Source organism: Dyadobacter sediminis, from assembly GCF_005860765.1.
Lineage (GTDB): Bacteria > Bacteroidota > Bacteroidia > Cytophagales > Spirosomataceae > Dyadobacter > Dyadobacter sediminis.
On the sequence record NZ_VCEI01000011.1, the window covers coordinates 712,618 to 733,387 of the forward strand.

Genomic DNA, 20,770 nt, shown 5'->3' on the forward strand with positions numbered 1-20,770 from the left:
AATAGAATGTATAAAAAATATAAAATGATTGAAACTTATTAAATGTGAAAAAAGATTTAAAAGTATCTTATGTTTTTATATAGACTCCTAAATCTACAAAAATGCAGCAGTAATCCATTTCATCCATGCACATACGTTATATTTGAATTTCTATAAATAAAATTCTTTATGAATAAACCCGTTCACAAGTTATTCCTTCTTGACGCAATGGCATTGATTTACCGTGCCCATTTTGCATTCATCAAAACACCAAGGATTACTTCTAAAGGATTAAATACCAGTGCTGTATTTGGATTTACCAATACGCTGCTCGAAGTACTTTACAAAGAAAAGCCAACGCATATCGGCGTAGCTTTTGACACCTCCGCTCCTACTTTCCGCCATATTCAGTATGAAGCGTACAAAGCACAGCGCGAGGCGCAGCCGGAAGATATCGCCGTTGCCATTCCGATCGTAAAAAGATTACTTCAGGCCATGTGTATTCCCATTCTTGTGCTGGACGGTTACGAGGCAGATGACATCATCGGAACCATTGCCAGAGAAGCTTCCCTCGCCGGATTTGAAGTATTTATGATGACACCGGATAAAGATTATGGCCAGCTCGTGGAAGAGCATGTGCATATATACAAGCCGGCCTTTATGGGAAAAGGCCCCGAAGTGCTGGGTGTGAAAGAAATTCTGGACCGTTGGCAAATCAGCCGGATTGATCAGGTTGTGGACATTCTCGGACTCATGGGCGATGCCGTCGACAACATTCCCGGCGTGCCCGGCGTCGGCGAAAAGACCGCGCAAAAACTCATTGCCGAATACGATACAGTGGAAAATCTGATTTCGCATGCCGATGAAATCAAAGGAAAACTCGGCGATAAAATACGGGAGAATATTGATAAAGCTGTACTGAGCAAGCAGCTTGCCACCATTGATACCCAAGTTCCCGTTCCGTTTGACGCCGAGGACCTGACCGTATGCGGTGTGAATGCGGACAAGATTATTGAACTGTTCGACGAACTTGAATTCCGGACGCTGAAACAGCGTGTACTTGCTATAAACCAGCCAATCGTGACAACACCGCCTGCTGCCAAACCGCAGCCCGTGCGCGAAAGCAAAGGACAGCTCGATCTGTTCGGAAACCCTGCCGCGGAACTGGGCAGCCAGCCCGCTGCAATTACTGAAATGCTTGCCGGTGACAGTTATGAGGAGCCGCTACAGGAGGAATTTTCTATTCCGGGAAACAAACGGGATATCAGCAATACGCCGCACAGATATCATACGGTGGATACGCCGGAACTGATGAAAAGCCTGGCGGATTACCTCGGCATTCAGGAGAAATTCTGTTTTGATACGGAGACAAGTTCACTGGATACGATTGATGCCGAGCTGGTCGGACTGTCATTTTCCTATTTGCCGGGTGAAGCATTTTACGTTCCGGTTCCTGCAGACCGGGAAAAGACGCTGGAAATTCTGGAATATTTCAGGCCGGTTTTCGAAAATGAAGCCATTGGCAAAATCGGCCAGAATATCAAATACGACATGCTGGTGCTGAAAAGCTACGGCGTTGACGTAAAAGGAAAACTGAGCGATACCATGCTCGCGCATTACCTTCTGGAACCCGATAAACGCCACGGCATGGATTTACTGGCCAACTCGTATCTCCATTACGATCCGGTTTCAATTACCTCTTTAATTGGTAAAAAAGGCGTCAAACAGGGAACCATGCGCGATGTGCCCATTCCGGAAATTACCCAGTATGCTGCCGAAGATGCGGATATTACCTTGCAGTTAAATGATATTTTCATCAGAGAACTTCCGAAGGTCAACGCCACCAAACTTTTTGAAGAGGTTGAAATGCCGCTGCTCAACGTGCTGGTTTCGATGGAAAGTACGGGCGTAAAGCTGGATATCAATGCGTTGAAGGAAATGTCTGCGGTGCTGGAAGGGGACTTGCGCCAGACCGAATCTGAAATTTATGAATCTGCCGGCCAGTCTTTCAACATCAGCTCGCCAAAGCAACTCGGTGAAGTGCTGTTCGAAAAGATGAAACTCATTGACAAGCCTAAAAAAACCAAAACAGGGCAATATGCAACGGGCGAAGACATTCTGACGGAACTGGAATACAACCACGTTATTGCACGCAAAATCCTGGATTACCGCGAGCTTCAGAAACTGAAATCCACGTATGTGGATGCCTTGCCGCTGCTTGTCAGCCAAAGAACGGGCCGCATTCATACGTCGTATAATCAGGCCGTTGCTGCAACGGGACGGCTTAGCTCAACGAATCCGAACCTTCAGAATATTCCGATCCGGACGGTTCGCGGGCGGGAAATCCGGAAAGCGTTCGTACCCGACAATGAAGATTTCCAGATCCTTTCTGCCGATTATTCGCAAATTGAACTGCGCATTATGGCGGCTTTCAGCGGCGACGAAAGCATGATCGAAGCCTTTAATCAGGGCCGCGATATTCACGCCACCACGGCAAGCAAAGTATTTAAAGTGCCGCTGGAAGAAGTTACTTCGGACATGCGACGCAAGTCAAAAACGGTTAATTTCGGGATTATTTACGGTATTTCCGCCTTTGGATTAAGCAAGCGGCTGGCCATTCCGCGCGGCGAAGCCAGCGAAATCATCCAATCCTATTTTGAAGAATTTCCGTCAGTAAAGGCGTATATGGACCGTGTTGTCAACAATGCGCGTGAAAAGGAATATGTAGAAACCATTCTGGGCAGAAGGCGCTATGTGCCCGATATCAATTCCCGGAACCAGACCAACCGCGGCTTTGCAGAAAGAAATGCCATTAACGCTCCGATACAAGGCTCGGCGGCCGACATGATCAAAGTGGCGATGATTCATATTCATGATTTTATCGAAAAGGAAAAACTGAAGTCGCGCATGATTCTCCAGGTGCATGACGAACTGGTATTTGATGCCCACCGCGATGAAATACCTTTATTAAAGGAAAAAGTGGACGAGCTGATGCGTACGGCCATTCCGATGCAGGTGAAAATGGAAACCGGGATCGGGATCGGAGCCAATTGGCTGGAAGCGCACTGATACTGCCCTGCCCTTGTACTGTAAAAGCCCTGATTAGAAGTCGGGGCTTTTTTATTGTCTGTATTCAAGTTAACAATTTGTTTACATATACTTCACAAAGACAAATTTACGATTGTTCAATTTTGCATATTCAAAACAGCGTCATCTTGTAAAATCATCAGAAACCATAAATATATTATTCTGGACAATGCAATAATTAGCATACGAAATATGGCCTTATGTCTTTTATCCGCTATATTATGTTAATAAAACATGCCATGTAGATACAAAATTCAAAGGATTTTGTACTTTAGTAACTATTAGTTTTGATCGTTTCTGCAATAAACAATTACGTTAATTTGTTTACTCCCGTTTAACCCTTAACTGCATTTTATTCCTTTTTACCAAACAAAGCTCACTTAACTTCCATGTTATGCCAAAACCATTTCTACTTTCAAATGAAGTCCGGAAAAGAATCCGGAACCTGGCCTTGTTTAGCCTGCTATTTTGTACTTTTCAACCGGGCTCTGCAATGCCGTTCAGCAGAAAAAGCAACGCAGAAAAAACGATTACGGGCAAAGTCACCGATGAAGGAAGTATCGGTCTTCCGGGCGTCAGTGTTATCGTAAAAGGCACGACAACCGGTACAATTTCAGATTCGGAAGGACGATATTCCCTTGCTGTTCAGGACGATGCCACTACGCTGATCTTTTCCTATGTCGGCTACCTTTCCGAAGAAATTGCCATCGGAAACCGGATGGCTGTGGATGTAGTCATGAAGCCGGACGCCAGAAACCTGAACGAGGTCGTTATTACGGCATTAGGTATCAAACAGGAATCCAAAAGACTCGGTTATGCAGTTCAGGAAATCAAAGGCAGCGAGCTCGACAAAGCGCGTGAAACCAACTTTGTAAGCGGACTTGCCGGAAAAGTGGCAGGCGTTCAGGTGATGAGCAGCCCGAGCGGGATCGGCGGTTCGGCCAGAATCACGATAAGAGGAGATAAATCGCTGGATATTAACAAAAATCAGCCTCTTTTTGTCATTGACGGTGTTCCGATCACCAATGCACTTACGGGTTCGAGCGGGCGTGATTTTCAGGAACTGGATTACGGAAACGGCGCTTCGCTCATTAATCCGGACGATGTGGAATCCATGACTGTGCTCAAAGGCGCCAATGCCTCGGCACTTTATGGCTCGCGCGGTGCAAACGGAGTAATTGTCATCACGACCAAATCGGGCAAGAACAGTAAAGGTCTCGGTGTATCCGTCAATGCCGGACTGACTTTCGAAAATCCCCTGGTGCTTCCTGATTTCCAAAAGGTATACGGACAGGGAAACAACGGTGAATTCAGTTTTGTGGACGGAAACGGAGGCGGTATCCGGGACGGCGTGGACGAAAGCTGGGGACCGAAAATGGATGGCCGGCTCATTGCACAGCACGACTCCCCTACTTCCAACGGCTATCGCGGCGGCGATATTTCCCTGATCGATGACGGGCAGCTTGGCTCGCCAGCCGACCTGGCAGCCCGCGGTACCATCACGCCGACGCCGTTTGTACCGGGAAATAATCTGAAAGAATTCTATGAAACAGGAATCACCAACAATACCAATGTATCCGTAACGGGTTCAAACGAGAAGGGCGATTTCAGGCTTTCCTACACGCTGCTGGACCAGAAGGGAATTATCCCGAACACCGACATTAAAAGGAATACGTTTGCAATCAATACCGGCTACAACCTTTCACCCAAACTGACCGTACGTATTGCGGCCAATTATGTGAACAGCACAAGCGCCAACCGCCCGAACCTGACGTACGGAACGGAAAGCATTATTTACCTGCTGCATTGCTGGATGGGCCAGCACGTGAACCTGAACAGTCTGAAAGATTACTGGATTCCGGGCATGGAAGATCGCCAGCAGTTTAACTTCAATTACAATTACCACGACAATCCGTATTTCAACCTTTACGAAAATACCAACAGCCAGAATGCAAACCGGATTTTCGGAAATATTTCGGTTAAATACGACTTTACGAAGTGGCTGAGCCTTCAATTAAGAGGCGGCACGGATTTTAACAATGACCTGCGCAAAAGAAGAAGGGCTTTCAGTACGCAGCGCTTTCCGTTCGGAAGTTACCGCGAAGAACGTGTACGCAACGGCGAATCCAACTTTGATTTTCTGCTGACGGCAAACAAGGATTTCAATGAAAACTTTACTTTCGGTGCAAACATCGGCGGTAACCATCAGATTGCAACAACCAACAATTTTGAAGTAACGGCGCCGCAGCTGCTGATTCCCGGAATTTACAGTTTTAACAACACACGGGTGGCTTTGGTAAGCTCGATTCAGGATATCAATAAAGTGGTCAACAGCCTTTATGGTTCGGTGCAGTTTGGTTACAAGAATTTCCTGTTTCTGGACGTGACCGCAAGAAATGACTGGTCTACGGCATTGACGCTCCCTGCCATAGCCGATTCGCTCGGGCAAACGATCAATTCCTATTTCTATCCTTCGGCTTCGTTGAGTGCAGTTGTCAGTGACATTCTTCCGATGCCGGAATGGGTATCATTCGGTAAAATCCGGACCAGTCTGGCGCAGGTTGGAAACGATACCGATCCGTACCGTTTTACTTCCGGATACGGCCGCAGCGATCCGTGGGGCGATTACCCGGTCTATTCTTCTACCAGAACACTCGTCAATTACAATCTGAAACCGGAAATCAGTACTTCCTTTGAAATCGGAACGGAATGGCGTTTCCTGAAAAACCGCGCGGGCCTGGACTTTACATTTTACAATATCAACACCAGAAACCAGATCCTGCCGTCCGTTCCTGTTTCCATTACTTCCGGTTACAGCAACCGCATTGTTAACGCCGGTGAAATAAGGAATTACGGGTTTGAAGTCATGCTGAGCGGCTCGCCGGTCCAGACGCAGAATTTCAAGTGGGACGTAAATGTAAACTGGTCTGCAAACCGCAGTAAAGTGATCGAATTTGACGGAGAAGTGACGGATTATCAAATGGCAGAACGCCATGGGGTTTCCATCCGCGCGCAGGTCGGACAACGGATGGGCGACATGTATGCAATTGGTTTTAAAAGAGTGGAAGATAAAAACAGCCCGTATTTCGGGGAGAAAGTACTGAATGAATCCGGACGTTATCTGAGTACGAGCAATCGGATCAAAGTAGGAAATTACAATCCCGACTGGATGGCCGGAATCCGCAATACGTTTACTTACAAGAATTTCAGCCTGAGCGGACTTTTGGACATCCGTCACGGCGGTCAGATTTTCTCCGAAACCTTTGTGGTCGGACTGGAAGCAGGACAGCTTGAAGAAACGCTGGAAGGCCGCGAGAATGGCTATGACATCAATCAGCCGGGCAACGGGGTAATCGGAAAAGGAGTAATCCAGAATCCGGACGGCAGCTACCGCGTAAACGACGTCAAACTGACGGCCCGTGAATATCACCAGTCGCGTACCGGAAACCGGGATATTCCTGAAGGCGGGATTTTCAACGCTTCCTATGCCAAACTGCGTGAAGTGAGACTGGGTTATATGGTGCCCGCCAAGTTTTTAAGCAAGGCTAAAATCAAGGGTCTGAACGTTTCCGTAGTCGGACGAAATCTGGCAGTATGGAGCAAAGTTCCGCACATTGATCCGGAAACTTCTTCCCTGAGCGGCGGCACGATCATTCCGGGTATCGAATCGGTCGGAATGCCTACAACGCGCAGCTGGGGCTTTAATGTGGGATTCAGTTTTTAATTCAGCCAAAATTTGAAAAGAATGAAAAAGATCAGACAATATATCATCATGGTGGCAGCCGGACTGTTTCTTCTTCCGGCCTGTACCGACGATTTTGTAGAAAAAAATACGGACCCGAACGCCATTACCGACGTGACGCCTGACCTGCTGCTGCCCGGAATTATCCGTACAGGTGTCAATGAAATGGTGAATCAAAGCTGGTCCATCGGCAACATTGTGATCCAGCATACGGCCAAAATCCAGTTTGTTTCCGAAGACCGCTATACATGGGGCGACCGCGACGGACTTTGGGAAAATATGTACAACAACTTGCGTGACGTTCAGTTGCTGCTGGAACTGAGCCAGAAAAACAATGCAAACAATTACCGCGGCATTTCCCTGATTATGCGTGCCTGGATGTACTCCATTCTGACGGATGCCTATGGCGACGTTCCTTATTCCGAAGCAACAAAAGGTGTTTCCGGCATTTTGCAACCCAAATATGAAACGCAGGAAGTCATTTGCAACGGTATTCTGAATGATCTGAAAACAGCCAGTGAACTGCTCGGACCGGGCGAAGTTGTAGTAGGCGACCTCATTTATAACGGCGACGTCAGCAAATGGAAAAAACTCGCAAACAGCCTGCGATTAAGATATCTTCTGCGGATTTCGGACAAAAAAGACGTAAAAGCCGATATGCAGGCCATTCTCAGCAACCCGACCGAATTTCCCGTATTTACAAGTGCGGACGATAACGGCACCATGCGTTACCTGACTTCAGCTCCGAACCAGTTTCCGCTGTATACTGCACGTCAGGGTTCTTTTGATGAATTCAGGTTAAGTACCAATCTGGGTGACAAACTGACGGCGCTGAACGATCCGAGAATTACTGTATTTGCCCAGCCGACTGATGCGTCGGTTGCGGCCGGAACACCCAAGTACAGCGGCGTACCGAACGGCCTGAACGAAGTGGCGGCACTGGACTACAACGGCGGGCCGAACAACATTTCCCGTGCAGGCGCATTGTTTTACAAAGGTTCGATTACAGACAGAGGACTGAATGTTGCAAAAGGTTATATCCTGTCGTACCACGAATTGCAGTTCATACTGGCGGAGGCCGTAAAAAAAGGATTGGTCAACTCAACCAAAACGGCGCAGTTTCACTACGAGGAAGGCATTAAGGCCGCCTTTGATTACGTGGATGTGGACATGCCGGCCAATTACCTGAAAAATCCCGGCGTAGCCTACAACGATGCCAGTGCACTGGCGCTGATCGGTACACAAAAGTGGATCTCACTTTTCTTTTCCGGACTGGAAGCATGGTTTGACTGGAGACGGACCGGAGTTCCCGAAATCAAGGCCGGCGTAGATAACGTAAACAGCGGAAAAGTACCCGTCCGGTTTGCTTACCCGAGAAGCGAGCAGACGCTGAACCCGAACAGCCTCAACGAAGCGGTGACCCGGCAAGGTCCGGACAATTACAATACGCATGTGTGGTGGGATTTGTAATCCGGCATTTACATATTTAAAAAAATAAAAACAGTCCGGCACGTTCCGGACTGTTTTTATTTGCATTCATGACAGAAAACTTACACCTTTTCCAGACCGTTTTTTCGTTTACATTTCCGGATTTGTGCCGGGTCTGGTGCTTAAACTGTACGAGTTTAAAATTTCCTAATATTTCGCGGTATATTAGTAGAAAAAAGTGCGAACTTCGTTTTATAATTGTAAACATTACACTTAATATCTAATGCATTATTTTATTCAGAAAGTCTCTCTCCTTTTGCTGGCTTGCCCGATGATGGTTTTTGGCCAGGCAGTCAAAGGAAATTACACTCCTCTTCCCCTAAAAGATCTGAGTTCGTTTCAGAATGCCGGTTCCAACTGGACGGTTCAGGGCGATGTCTCCATTCATCCATCCGGAACAGTCAAGCTGAAAACCACATCGGGTCAAGGCGTGCTGGTTGGCAATCCCGGAAATGCAATCACAACAACCTTAAAGGCCAGCGACCTGCGCCTTTCTACGGAATTCATGGTTTCTGCCGGAGCCGAAGGCGCCATTATCCTTCCGGGCGGACAAAGAGTACGCATTTCCGACAGCAGCAAGCAAAAAGAATCCAGTGCGCTGACGTCCGGTTTTACAGGTCAGTTTCCTACACAGAATGCAGCCAAGGCACCCGGATTATGGCAGACCCTGGAACTCGCCTACGATGCGGCCGTTCCTCAGCTTGCCAATTCTGCCAGACTGAATTTCCTTGCGCTGAACGGCGTGACGGTTCTTGAAACCGTTTATCTTCCCAATTCCAAAACGGTAACCGAAGCGCAGCCGATTTCCTTTGAAGTGACAAAAGGCACCATTGCATTCCGTAATCTGGGTTATCAGCTGCTCGCAAGCCGCAAACCATTGGCTCTGAATAACCTGAATTACAAGGTTTATTCCGACAAATGGGACAGCAAGGAATACAGCAAACTGGATCACGAAGGCAAATCGCCGGCACTTACGCAGGAAGTTACCAACGGCATGCGCGAGTTCCACCTCGTGTATGAAGGCGATATGGACGTAACTGAAGCCGGTACCTATATTTTTACCAGTATTTATTCCGGTCCGGTTATGACGCTGGATATTGACGGCAAAAACGTGATGACCGGAGGAGAAAGCACTTCGCAGGAAAGCCATTCAGGAACAGCGGAACTGAGTCAGGGAAATCACAAGTTTAAAATTTACTATTCCCGTTTTCCATGGAGACAGCCTGCCCTGGCGCTTCGCGTGGAAAAGGCCGGCGTTCGTCCATACGACCTGCATGCACTTTCCTCACTTCCTGAACCCGAGCCAAAGCCGTACATCAGTGTAACGCCGGATATGCGCCCGGAAATGGTGAGATCGTTTATCAAACTGGATGACGAAAAATACAAACGCACGCATTGTATTTCCGTAGGAAGTCCTGAAGGCTGGAATTATACAATGGACCTGAACCGCGGTGCTTTGATCCAGGCTTGGCGCGGACAGTTTGCCAACGTAACCGAAATGTGGTACGAACGCGGCGAGCCTCAAATCCTTTTTCCTGCCGGACTGAACGTGCGTGTTTCCGGAAAAAGCAGTCTTGCCGTGCTGGAAAATGCCAATGCAGCCTGGCCGGATTCTTCGGATATCAACTTTCTGGGTTACAAAATAGATCAGCAGGGCTTGCCCGGATTTCGCTACGGCATCGGATCTGCTACGGTAAATGATCAGCTTACACCTGCCGGAAACAGTCTTTCCCGTACATTCCGCGTAGACGGCACTCCGAAAGGCAACATTTATTCGCTGCTTGCCAGCGGAAACCGCATTGTGGAAATCGAAAAAGGTTTGTACCAGATTGATGACCGCTATTATGTTCAGGTGGATAAAAAAGCGAAAGTGATCGTAAGGCCGGCCGGCGAAGGCAAAGAGCTGCTCCTGCCCGTTTCCGGAACCACAACCTATTCCATGTTCTGGTAATCAAACTAAAATTTCAGGCAAACCAGACCAACGGTTCCTGCCATTCGTTCAATTGTATTCTCTTTTATTAAATGAAAAATATTCTTTTAACCGCCCTGATATCCGCTGGATGTTTGTCGGCGTATGCACAATCCAAACCTGGCAAGGAAGATGATTATTACCGGATCGTCACCATGCCGATTCCGGAAAATATCAAGATGGAAGTGGGCGGACTGGCCGTTCTGCCCGACGGAAGGCTTGCCGCTTCTACCCGCCGCGGAGAAGTATGGATGATCGGGAACCCTTATCTGAAAGGCGACGGGAAACCTTCTTTTCACCGTTTTGCATCCGGTCTGCATGAGCCCTTGGGACTTTTGTACCGCGGCAAGGATTTCCTGATTTCACAACGCGGAGAAGTAACACGTCTGGAAGACACGAACAACGACGGCGTGGCCGATGTTTATGATTCCTTTGCACGATGGCCGCTATCCGGAAATTATCACCAGTATTCCTACGGACCGGTTGCCATGCCGAATGGGGAATTGCTCGTCACGCTGAACCTTGACTGGGTCGGACGCGGAGCAAGCCAGTCCAAATGGCGCGGATGGATGCTGAAACTCGGTGAAGACGGCAAACTGACGCCGTATGCAACCGGGCTTCGTTCGCCCTCCGGTTTCGGCTCGTACAAAGGCGATATTTTCTATACCGAAAACCAGGGCGACTGGGTAGGTTCCGGCCGGATGACGCATCTGGAGAAAGGGGATTTTGCAGGAAACCCTGCCGGTTTGCGATGGAGCAAGGAAGAAGGATCGCCCGTGAAACTGACGCCGCAGGATGTGCCGAACACAGGCGAACCGCTGTACGATGTGGCCAAAAAAGTGCCGGGCATCAAGCCGCCGGCTGTTTGGTTTCCGCATACGATTGTAGGGATTTCGACTTCGGATTTTAAGGAAGACGTGACCAACGGCGCATTCGGCCCGTTTGCCGGACAGGTTTTTGTAGGCGATCAGGGACACAGTATTATTACGCGTGTCGATTTTGAAAAAGTGAACGGCGTATGGCAGGGAACCGTTTTCCCGTTCCGTGAAGGATTTATGTCCGGAATCATCCGTATGGTATGGGGACTGGACGGCTCCATGTTCGTAGGCCAGACCAGCCGCGGTTGGTCCGCAACGGGAAAAGCCGACTTCGGAATCCAGCGATTGGTATGGACCGGAAAAATGCCGTTTGAAATGAAAAACGTACATTCCATGCCTGACGGGTTTGAAATCGTATTTACCAGTCCGGTTGACAAGAAATCGGCTGCCGATCAGGATGCTTACAAGCTGAACAGTTTTACTTACAAATACCATCAGACATACGGCAGCCCGATCATCAATACGCAGGAAGTACCGTTGAAGGGCATCGTTGTTTCAGAAGACGGACTGCGCGTGCGGCTTGTTGTAGACCCGGCTGTACTGCGTAAAGGCTATATCCATGAAATAAAAGCCGAAGGTGTTAAATCTCCTGACGGAAATCCGCTGCTGCATACAACCGGTTATTACACTTTGAACGAGATTGCTTCCGGAACTGCTGTGAATGCAGCCCAGTTTACAACGACTGTAAAAGCAAGCGCGCCGGATCACAGCATGCATACCATGCCGGCTGAGGCTGCCAATACAGCGCCTTCTGCAAAAAGAGTAATTGAAATGCCTAAGGACTGGACAAACGGTCCCGATCAGGTTGTCACGATCGGAACGGTGCCCGGCCTGAAATTTGACATTTCCAGCATTCAGGTAAAGGCGGGAAGCAGAATTAAAATTGTCTTCAATAACAATGATGACATGCTGCATAATCTGGTGATTACAAAACCGGGAACGGCCAATGCCGTGGGCGAAGCCGGTCTTAACCTGGGCCTGAAAGGTTCGGAACTGAGCTATGTGCCGCGCACGAACGATGTCCTTTTTCATAGCAACATCGTGGAGCCGGAAAAATCGGAAGCCATTTATTTTGTGGCACCCAAACAACCGGGAGCTTATCAGTATGTATGCACATTCCCGGGCCATTATACATTGATGCAGGGCAAGCTGAACGTGGTAAAATAAACTTCTGACTGCCGTATGCGCTGTTCAGATTACTGACCGTTCCACCCGTTTACAATCCGGTATTTCCCACTTTGATCGTGGTGAAATACCGGATTTTTCATGGTAACACAAGTTAAATCCGGATACCAATAAAAAAATTTCAGGAAAATACTGGATATTACAGGGAGAATAAATATCAGGTTTGCTTTATCTGTTAACATTTCTGATTACGTTTCATAATTACAACAAGCGCCTAATTTGAGCTTCGATCTCCAGACAGTGAACAATCCTGACGTTAATATCCAGCTTTGGCGGCGTTTCAAAGCGGGTGAATCGGAAGCGCTTGGCCAGCTGGCCAAAGTTCATTACCGAACACTCTACAATTATGCGCTGAAATTTTCGTCCGATCCGGATTTTATCCGCGATTCCATTCAGGACCTGTACCTTGACCTCTGGGAACGCAGGGATTTCCTGTCGGAAACCGCTTTTGTAAAATCCTATCTCATGAAAGCATTGCGGCACAAACTGATCAAGGAAAGCATTCGTTTAAGGCGCTTTCATGAGCCCATCCCGGTTTATGCTGATTTTGAAATCGCAAACGGTTCTGTTGAAGCGGATATGATTGAAGATGAGCAGAACTGCTATATAGCCAGCCGACTGAAGCATATCATTGACGGCCTGACCAAACGTCAGCAGGAAATCATTTACCTCCGTTTTTACCAGAATTTAAGTAATGAAGACATCGCAATGATCATGGGCCTTGGCCGTCAGAGCGTTTCCAATCTGTTGTACCGTACTCTTAAGGAAATCAAGGAAATATGGACGCCTGCATTTAACTGCATCCTGCTGCTTCTTTCAAGTATGCTCTGGACGTCACTTGCCGCCAATTGAATCTCTTTTTCTGCCACAATAAATTTTTTTTCATTTTTCTGGTTATAATCCAGCACCCATGTGACATACATACCTGAAGTGAAGTGTATGCTATGGCCAACCAACAATTTAACACCATTGAAGAACTTGCTGCGGACGAAGGGTTCCGGCAATGGATCATGGAACCCACGCAAGAATCGTCCGATCTCTGGCACAAATGGATGGACGGGAATGCGGAAAGACAAATCCTGGCGAGTCAGGCCAAAGAACTGATTTTAGCGATAGATGAAGCCTTTTGCGACGACTTGACGAACCAGATGCTGGAAAACGAGATTCAGGAAATTACCCGCAAAGCTGAATCGGGAAAGCATTCTGTTCCGCGCAAGCCAATGCCGTTTACAGGATTTCCTTACGGGCGGGTTGCTGCCGTTCTCGTTCTGTTTTCGATCATCGGGGTGCTGTACATGCAAAGACCTTCCTCGCACCGCACTGCGGACGGTGGCACAGATGTTGAACATACCTCGGAAGAACTCCAGACCCGCACCAATCAATCGGCTCAGGAAATGACTGTACTGCTGAGTGACAACACTGTTGCTACGTTGATGAAGGGAAGTTCCATTTCCTATCCCCAACAATTCAGCGGAACCGAACGCAAGGTCTTTCTGGAAGGTGAAGCATTTTTCGACGTTTCCAGAAATCCGCAAAAACCTTTTCTGGTTTACACCAGCGAAACGGTCACCAGAGTGCTGGGCACAAGCTTTCGGGTCAAAGCATTCAAAAAGGAAAATACGGTCATGGTGCTGGTCAGGACGGGACGGGTACTGGTGTATCCGAAAAAGGAATATGAATCGGGAAAGGGAAAACGACAGATTTCCGGCGTGGTGCTGGACCCTAACCAGCAGGCCGTATTCGACCGCTCCGAAAACCGTATCCAGAAAAGCATTGTTTCGCATCCGGAAATGCTGACGGAACTCTCGGCTCACAACGAAATGGTATTTGATGACAAACCGGTGGCACAAGTATTCCGGTCGCTGGAAGAAATGTACAAGATCGAAATCGATTATGACGCTTCCATGCTTTCCAACTGCATGATCAACGCACAGTTTACCGATGAAAGCCTGAAACAACGTATGAATGCCATTTGCCAGGCTATTAGTGCCAGTTATGAAATCCAGAACAACCGCATTGTAATCAGCAGCAAAGGATGCAGCTGATAAGCAAGGCTAAGACTATTCCAAAATGGCCGGTTGATCAGATCCGGTCAAAACATTCATACTTAAAATTTCTGCCTATGCCTGATAAAACCAATTTTTCCGGTCTGCCTGTCCAAAAGTGGTGATTTCTGCGTTCAGCAAACCAGCGCATACGTCTTTTTGAACTTCCCGGAACCCGAATTTTCAGCTTCATTTTCAACCATCGTACCAAACCAGATTTTATATGAAAAAAAATCGACTACTGACCAGGCTGCATTGTAATGTCATTCGAATGTCATTATTTCAATTATTAGTTATCTTAATTACAGCCGGTATTTCCAGTGCAATGCCGACAGGCGCACGGGATATTCTGAATCAGAAAATATCGATTCAGGTTAACAATCAGGAAATCAAAACCGTGCTCGGCAAGCTGAACAAGCTTACGCAAATTCACTTTACATACAATTCAGCACTGATCCGTTCGCAGAAGAAAGTCACGTTGCATGCCATTGACAAACCTTTGTCCGATGTGCTGGACGAGCTTTTCAGACCGATCAACATCACTTACAAAATGGAAGGCAAGCAGATTGTACTGTTGAAAAGCACACCTCAGCCGGAAAGCTATCTTCAGGACATGATCCGCATGCAGGCAGGCATCGACCGGAATATCAGCGGAAAAGTGCTGGATGAAAAAGGCGTTCCGCTGCCGGGTGTCAGCATCGTTGTCAAAGGCTCCAAAACGGGAACTGCTACCAACACGGAAGGCGCATACCAGCTGAGCGTTCCCGATGCCGGCGGCGTGCTGATATTTTCCTACGTCGGCTATACACCTCAGGAAGTTGCTTTGGGAAACCAGTCTACTTACGACATCACCATGATGCCGGATGTGCGGAACCTGGAAATGGTTGTGGTGACGGCGCTGGGTATTAAAAGAGATGCCAAAAAACTCGGTTACTCCACCGCAACCGTAAATACCGAAGAACTGACCACAAACCGGACTACGAATCTGGGAAACAGTCTGCAGGGAAAAGTAGCCGGGCTGAACGTAACGCCACCGGCAAGCGGCCCCGGCGGCTCGACCAAAATCCGTATCCGCGGCCAGTCATCATTTGGCGGTAACAACTCCCCGCTCATTATTGTAAACGGCATTCCGATCAACAACAGCAGCGTATCTGCAGGCGGATCGAACGGCAACGGAACAGGTAACCCGACAGGCGGTTCATCCGATGCGGGCGACGGACTGCAGAGCATCAATCAGGACGACATCGAATCCATGACCGTACTCAAAGGAGCAGCGGCAGCGGCGCTTTACGGATTTCGTGCCAAAGACGGCGCCATCATCATCACGACAAAAAGCGGCAGCAAAACAACCGGCATCGGCGTGGAAGTCAATTCCAACTTTCAGGCGCAGGAAGCACTGGATTATACCGATTTCCAGTACGAATACGGACAAGGAGAATTCGGCAAACGGCCCACGTCGGTAGCAGAAGCACAAAGTTCCGGAGTATTTGCATTCGGCGAAAAAATGGACGGACAGCTCACGCCGCAGTTTGACGGAAGCATGAAGCCCTACTCTCCCCACAAAGACCGTATCAAGAATTTTTACAGAACGGGAACCAGTTTTACCAATTCCGTCGCTTTATCCGGCGGAAACGAGAAAGGCAATTTCCGGCTGTCCTTTGCCAATACGGACGCCAACGCGATCATGCCCAATTCGGATTACCATAAAAAAATCTTTAACCTGGGTCTGAACTACAAATTTTCTGACAAACTTTCCGCACAGCTGAATGCTAACTACTCCAACGAGTACAACAAGAACCCGCCGCAGATCGGGATTCAGGATATGAATGCGAATACAACCATTTATACCCTGGCTACAAGCATCGATACGGACTGGCTCAAAAACCGGAAAGACGCGAACGGCAACGAAATGCCGCTTGCCCGCTTTACAAACCGGAACAATCCGTACTGGGTTGCCTATGACCGATTCGAAAATGTGCGCCGCGACCGGATTTTCGGAAACACATCGCTGCGCTATGATTTCACCGACTGGCTGTTTGTTCAGGGCCGGATCGGTCAGGATTATTTTACCCGTCCTTACAATTACAACCGGCCGACCGGAACGCGGTCCATCGGTGCAGTTGCGACGGGTTTTAACGGTTATTATTACCAGGACGTGGCGACATTCCGCGAGCGTAACCTCGACATACTCATCGGTGCGAACCGTACTTTCGGTGACTTTGGCTTTGATCTTACCTTGGGCGGAAACCAGATGCAGCAGATCAGCGATAACATTTCCACTGCGGTTACCAACTTTTATGTCCGCGATCTTTATACTATTGCAAATGGCCAGATCAAAAATCCGAATTACGGTTATAGCAAGAAAAAGGTCAATTCCATTTACGGAGCGCTTGAATTGTCCTACAAAGGATTTCTGTTCATCAATATAACCGGCAGAAACGACTGGTTTTCTACCTTGAACCCGAACTCAAACAGCTATCTGTATCCGTCTGTCAGCGGAAGCTTTGTATTCAGTCAGGCGTTTCAGAATGTTCCCGAATGGCTGAACTACGGCAAGATCCGTGCTGCATATGCCGAAGTGGGCGGTGATACAGATCCTTATTCCAATAACCTTTATTACGGAATCAATGCCAACCCGTTCAACGGAACTGCTCTGGGCAACCTGCCTTCCACCATCAGCCCGAATGCAAATCTGAGACCGCTGAAAGTGAAGGAAACCGAAATCGGACTGGAATTCAAAACCTTCGACAGCCGCCTGAATCTGGACATGTCATTATACCGCAAAAATACCGTTGACGAAATCCTGAATGTCGATATTTCCAATGCATCGGGTTTCAGCCAGACCAAAGTGAATGTCGGAAAACTGCGGAATCAGGGCGTCGAGTTTCTTTTGACCATTGTACCCGTAAGAACAGACAACTTTACATGGGAAACAAGCTTTAACGGAAGCTACAACATCAGCAAAGTACTGGAACTGGCGGCCGGCCAGCAGCGGTTTGACGTCGGTACGGGTGAATTTTTCGGGATTGTTTCGCATGAAGTCGGCAAACCGCTTGCATCGCTGCGCGGTTTCGATTACAAACGGGATGCGCAGGGGCGGATCATTACTTCCGGCGGACTTCCGTTGCAAGGCAGCCTGACTACGTTCGGAAGCGCCATTCCGAAATGGGTCGGCGCATGGGTCAATACGATCAATGTAAAAGGCATCCGCATCAGTACGCAAATTGATTTCAAGGCCGGCAACAAGATTCTGTCCAATTCCAACCTCAACTTTCTCCGCGAAGGACTTTCCAAACCATCCCTGGTCGGACGCGAAGGCGGTGTATTGTTCGAAAGCGTTACAGCGGAAGGTTTACCCAATACGCAGCATGTGGAAGCCGAGCAGTTTTACACGTCCTACCGCAGTACAAACCTTGCAGCTCCGTTTGTTTATAACGGTTCCTTTGTACGCTGGAGAACGCTTTCCATCGGGTATGACCTTTCCCGATTTCTCAGAGAAAAAACATTCATCAAAGGGCTGAGCATTTCGGCCATGTGCAACAATGTGCTGCTGATCAAGAAGTACATCGATAACCTGGATCCCGAAGCGCAGGTATCTGCATCAGACAATTTACAGGGCATAGAAACGCATACGCTTCCGACGACCAGAAGCTACGGCCTTAATCTGAACCTTAAATTATAAACCTCCATTCCCGTTTATTATGAAAAAGACAGTTTTATATTTTACACTTCTTGGCATACTGACATTCGCAGCTTCGTGCGATAAAGGTTTTGAGGACGTCAACAAAAATCCCGTTCTTGCCACCAGCATTGATCCCGCCTATCTTTTTTCAAACGCACAGTTCGGATCGGCCATCGCCACACAAAATTATCAGCTTCAGATCGTTCAGCAGATCAATACGCCTTATACCGGGGTGCTGGAAGGCGGAAATCATAACGCGGTATCCGATCCCAATTCCAACGCCAATTTCAATTCATTGTACCTTCAGAACGGACCTGTGAACCTGCTTACAACGGTGATTGCGCAAACCAAGGACAATGCAGCCCGCAGCAATCTTTACAACATGGCGCGTATCTGGAGAGCCTATGTATTCATGGTTCTGGTGGACACTTACGGAGACGTTCCCTATTTTGAAGCTGGAAAAGCATTTCTGGAAGGAATCAACCTGCCCAGATACGATGATCAGAAAGTGATTTACGACGATCTGTTAAAGGAACTGGAAGAAGGGACGAAAGGACTGGATGCGGCCAAAACCATTGAACCCGGCGATCTTTTTTACAAGGGAAATATTGCGCAATGGAAAAAACTGGGCAATTCATTACTGCTCAGAGCGGCCATGCGCTTCACCAAAGTGGACGCAGAAAAGGCTAAGAGCTATGTGGCCAAAGCCGTAGATCCTTCCGGCGGCGGGCTTTTGAGTTCAAACGCAGATAATGCTTTCATCGCTTTTAACAGTACATTCAATCATCCTTTGGCCAACTATTTCCAAGGAACCGAAAGGGGAAACGTTTATCTCGGCAAAGCTTTTGTTGATTATCTGAAAACGACGAACGATCCAAGATTGCAGGTAATTTCCGTACGTTATGAAACGCCGGGCAACCCCATTGCCACCGCCGGGGCCGAAGATACCACGCGCGCCAGCCAGAACGGAATGCCTTACGGTTATAACGAATCCACGATCCTGACTGCACCGGGATTTCCGGGAAAAACGGGTTCTGCTTTCAATTACTCGCAGATCAACCGGAAGACGCTTGGCAAAATTGATGCACCGGAATTCTTTATAACCTATTCACAAACAGCGCTGCTGCTCGCCGAAGCGGTGATCCGGGGCTGGGCGACGGGCGACGCCAAACTGCTTTATGAAACCGGTGTAAAGGCGCACATGGAACAAATGGCGACTTACGACATTTCTGCTACGATCAGTACGGCAAAGCAAACGGCCTATCTGGCCGCAAACCCGTATAATCCGCAGAAAGCACTGGAACAGATCAACACGCAATACTGGGTTTCTTCCTTTCTGAACGGCTCGGAAGCATGGGCCAATTTCCGCAGGAGCGGTTATCCCGTTTTGCCTGTCAACAATTATCCGGGCAAAGATCCGTCGGTAAAAGACTTCATCCGCAGGCTGGTTTACCCGGTAAGGGAAAGATCCGTCAATGAAGCCAATTACCTGGAAGCCGTGGCGAGAATGGGCCCTGACGAGTTGGGAACGCCTGTGTTCTGGGATAAATAATTTATTAAATAACAGAATCCTTTTACTTTTTATACCCTTAATTTCTAGTTTATGCTCAAACAAAAATTGTTTACAGGAGCTTTTGTGCTTTGTGCCATGGTTTCAAGCGCACAATCCATTTCTCCTACCTCCGATCAGATCAAAGCTTACACGTCCGCCTGGAAAGGAGAACGTTCCGCAGACGGCCGCCCGAGAGTTTCCGACGCCATTCTGGCAAGATTGAAAAATATATCTGTGGAAGAAGCCTGGGGCGTTTTGAGAAACAAAGGATACCAGAACCAGTTTGAAGGCGAATGGCAGCTCATCCATGATGACAGCGTGATGACAGGCCGCGTAGTGACCGCACAGTACGTTCCGCTTCGCCCGGACCTGCAGGATCTGGTAAAGGAAACCGGCAAAAAAGAAGGCCGGGTCCAAACCGGCGGTACCAATTCCTGGCCGATCGACGTGCTGAAAGAAGGGGATGTGTATGTTGCGGACGGCTATGGCAAAATTGCAGACGGAACATTGATCGGCGATAATCTCGGAAACTCCATTTATGCCAAATCCAAACGCGGCGTTATCTTCTACGGTTCTGTCCGGGATGTGGAAGGACTGAGCGAGATCAAAGGTTTTAATGCCTGGATCAAAGGCCAGGACCCTTCTTACATTCAGCAGATGATGCTTACGAACATCAATACGCCGGTACGCATCGGAAGGGCGATCGTACTGCCAGGCGACGTGGTGCTTGCCAAGAAATACGGCACTATTTTCATTCCGGCACATCTGGTGGAAGAACTGGTGATTACATCCGAAGTAACTGCACTACGCGATGAATTCGGGCATCTTCGCCTGCGTGAAGGAAAATATACGCCCGGCGAAGTAGATACCAAATGGTCCGACGCCATCCAGAAGGATTTCCTGAACTGGGTAAACAACTATCCGGGGAAACTGCCGATGACGAAAAAAGAACTAGACGACTATCTGAAAGACAGGAATTATTGAGCTATTGGCTATTGGCTGCTAGCTATTGGCTATTAGTGTTTATCATAAAGCATTTAATCGATGAACAATTCATCACAACCCTTTGCTTCGAGACGTCAATAAAAGCTAATGGCTAATGGCTAAGGGCTAAGGGCTAATTTCCAACAGCTTCAAACCATTTCAAACCTTATAACCAATCA

At 48.1% G+C, this 20,770-nt stretch carries 10 protein-coding genes; all 10 read left to right on the top strand.

The features are described 5' to 3' along the window. Positions 1-168 precede the first annotated feature (168 nt). The 10 genes from polA to FEM55_RS03840 all read left to right on the top strand — a co-directional run bounded on the left by polA (position 169) and on the right by FEM55_RS03840 (position 20,591). The gene (gene polA, locus FEM55_RS03795) at positions 169-3,048 is read left to right on the top strand and encodes a DNA polymerase I (protein ID WP_138279966.1); all 2,880 of its coding nucleotides are present in this window, start codon (positions 169-171) and stop codon (positions 3,046-3,048) included. Positions 3,049-3,559: 511 nt separating this feature from the next. After that, entirely contained in the window at positions 3,560-6,790 is a 3,231-nt protein-coding gene (locus tag FEM55_RS03800; RefSeq protein WP_212748288.1) for a SusC/RagA family TonB-linked outer membrane protein, read from the top strand. Positions 6,791-6,811: 21 nt separating this feature from the next. After that, on the top strand, positions 6,812-8,278 hold the full coding sequence (locus tag FEM55_RS03805; protein ID WP_138279968.1) for a SusD/RagB family nutrient-binding outer membrane lipoprotein: 1,467 nt from the start codon (positions 6,812-6,814) through the stop codon (positions 8,276-8,278). 241 nt (positions 8,279-8,519) lie between these two features. Continuing rightward, positions 8,520-10,247 carry a 3-keto-alpha-glucoside-1,2-lyase-like domain-containing protein gene (locus FEM55_RS03810; RefSeq protein ID WP_138279969.1) on the top strand — a complete coding sequence of 576 codons (1,728 nt, stop codon included), beginning with the start codon at positions 8,520-8,522 and terminating at the stop codon, positions 10,245-10,247. Positions 10,248-10,318: 71 nt separating this feature from the next. Then, the gene (locus FEM55_RS03815) at positions 10,319-12,310 is read left to right on the top strand and encodes a plastocyanin/azurin family copper-binding protein (RefSeq protein ID WP_138279970.1); all 1,992 of its coding nucleotides are present in this window, start codon (positions 10,319-10,321) and stop codon (positions 12,308-12,310) included. A gap of 237 nt (positions 12,311-12,547) precedes the next feature. Next, positions 12,548-13,180 (top strand): RNA polymerase sigma factor, encoded by a 633-nt coding sequence (locus FEM55_RS03820; RefSeq protein ID WP_138279971.1) that lies wholly within the window; start codon positions 12,548-12,550, stop codon positions 13,178-13,180. Between the two features lie 92 nt (positions 13,181-13,272). Further along, on the top strand, positions 13,273-14,373 hold the full coding sequence (locus tag FEM55_RS03825) for a FecR family protein (protein ID WP_138279972.1): 1,101 nt from the start codon (positions 13,273-13,275) through the stop codon (positions 14,371-14,373). A gap of 223 nt (positions 14,374-14,596) precedes the next feature. Then, complete coding sequence (locus FEM55_RS03830) at positions 14,597-18,055, top strand: SusC/RagA family TonB-linked outer membrane protein (protein ID WP_229209077.1); 3,459 nt, start codon at positions 14,597-14,599, stop codon at positions 18,053-18,055. Between the two features lie 19 nt (positions 18,056-18,074). Next, entirely contained in the window at positions 18,075-19,607 is a 1,533-nt protein-coding gene (locus tag FEM55_RS03835) for a SusD/RagB family nutrient-binding outer membrane lipoprotein (RefSeq protein ID WP_138279973.1), read from the top strand. A gap of 51 nt (positions 19,608-19,658) precedes the next feature. Continuing rightward, positions 19,659-20,591, top strand: a complete 933-nt coding sequence (locus tag FEM55_RS03840; protein WP_138279974.1) for an RraA family protein — start codon at positions 19,659-19,661, stop codon at positions 20,589-20,591. Positions 20,592-20,770: the final 179 nt, after the last annotated feature.

Bases quoted from the DNA above. Each gene is read 5' to 3' on its own strand.
- polA (WP_138279966.1), top strand. From the start codon at position 169: ATGAATAAACCCGTTCACAAGTTATTCCTTCTTGACGCAATGGCATTG.
- FEM55_RS03800 (WP_212748288.1), top strand. From the start codon at position 3,560: ATGCCGTTCAGCAGAAAAAGCAACGCAGAAAAAACGATTACGGGCAAA.
- FEM55_RS03805 (WP_138279968.1), top strand. From the start codon at position 6,812: ATGAAAAAGATCAGACAATATATCATCATGGTGGCAGCCGGACTGTTT.
- FEM55_RS03810 (WP_138279969.1), top strand. From the start codon at position 8,520: ATGCATTATTTTATTCAGAAAGTCTCTCTCCTTTTGCTGGCTTGCCCG.
- FEM55_RS03815 (WP_138279970.1), top strand. From the start codon at position 10,319: ATGAAAAATATTCTTTTAACCGCCCTGATATCCGCTGGATGTTTGTCG.
- FEM55_RS03825 (WP_138279972.1), top strand. From the start codon at position 13,273: ATGGCCAACCAACAATTTAACACCATTGAAGAACTTGCTGCGGACGAA.
- FEM55_RS03830 (WP_229209077.1), top strand. From the start codon at position 14,597: ATGAAAAAAAATCGACTACTGACCAGGCTGCATTGTAATGTCATTCGA.
- FEM55_RS03835 (WP_138279973.1), top strand. From the start codon at position 18,075: ATGAAAAAGACAGTTTTATATTTTACACTTCTTGGCATACTGACATTC.
- FEM55_RS03840 (WP_138279974.1), top strand. From the start codon at position 19,659: ATGCTCAAACAAAAATTGTTTACAGGAGCTTTTGTGCTTTGTGCCATG.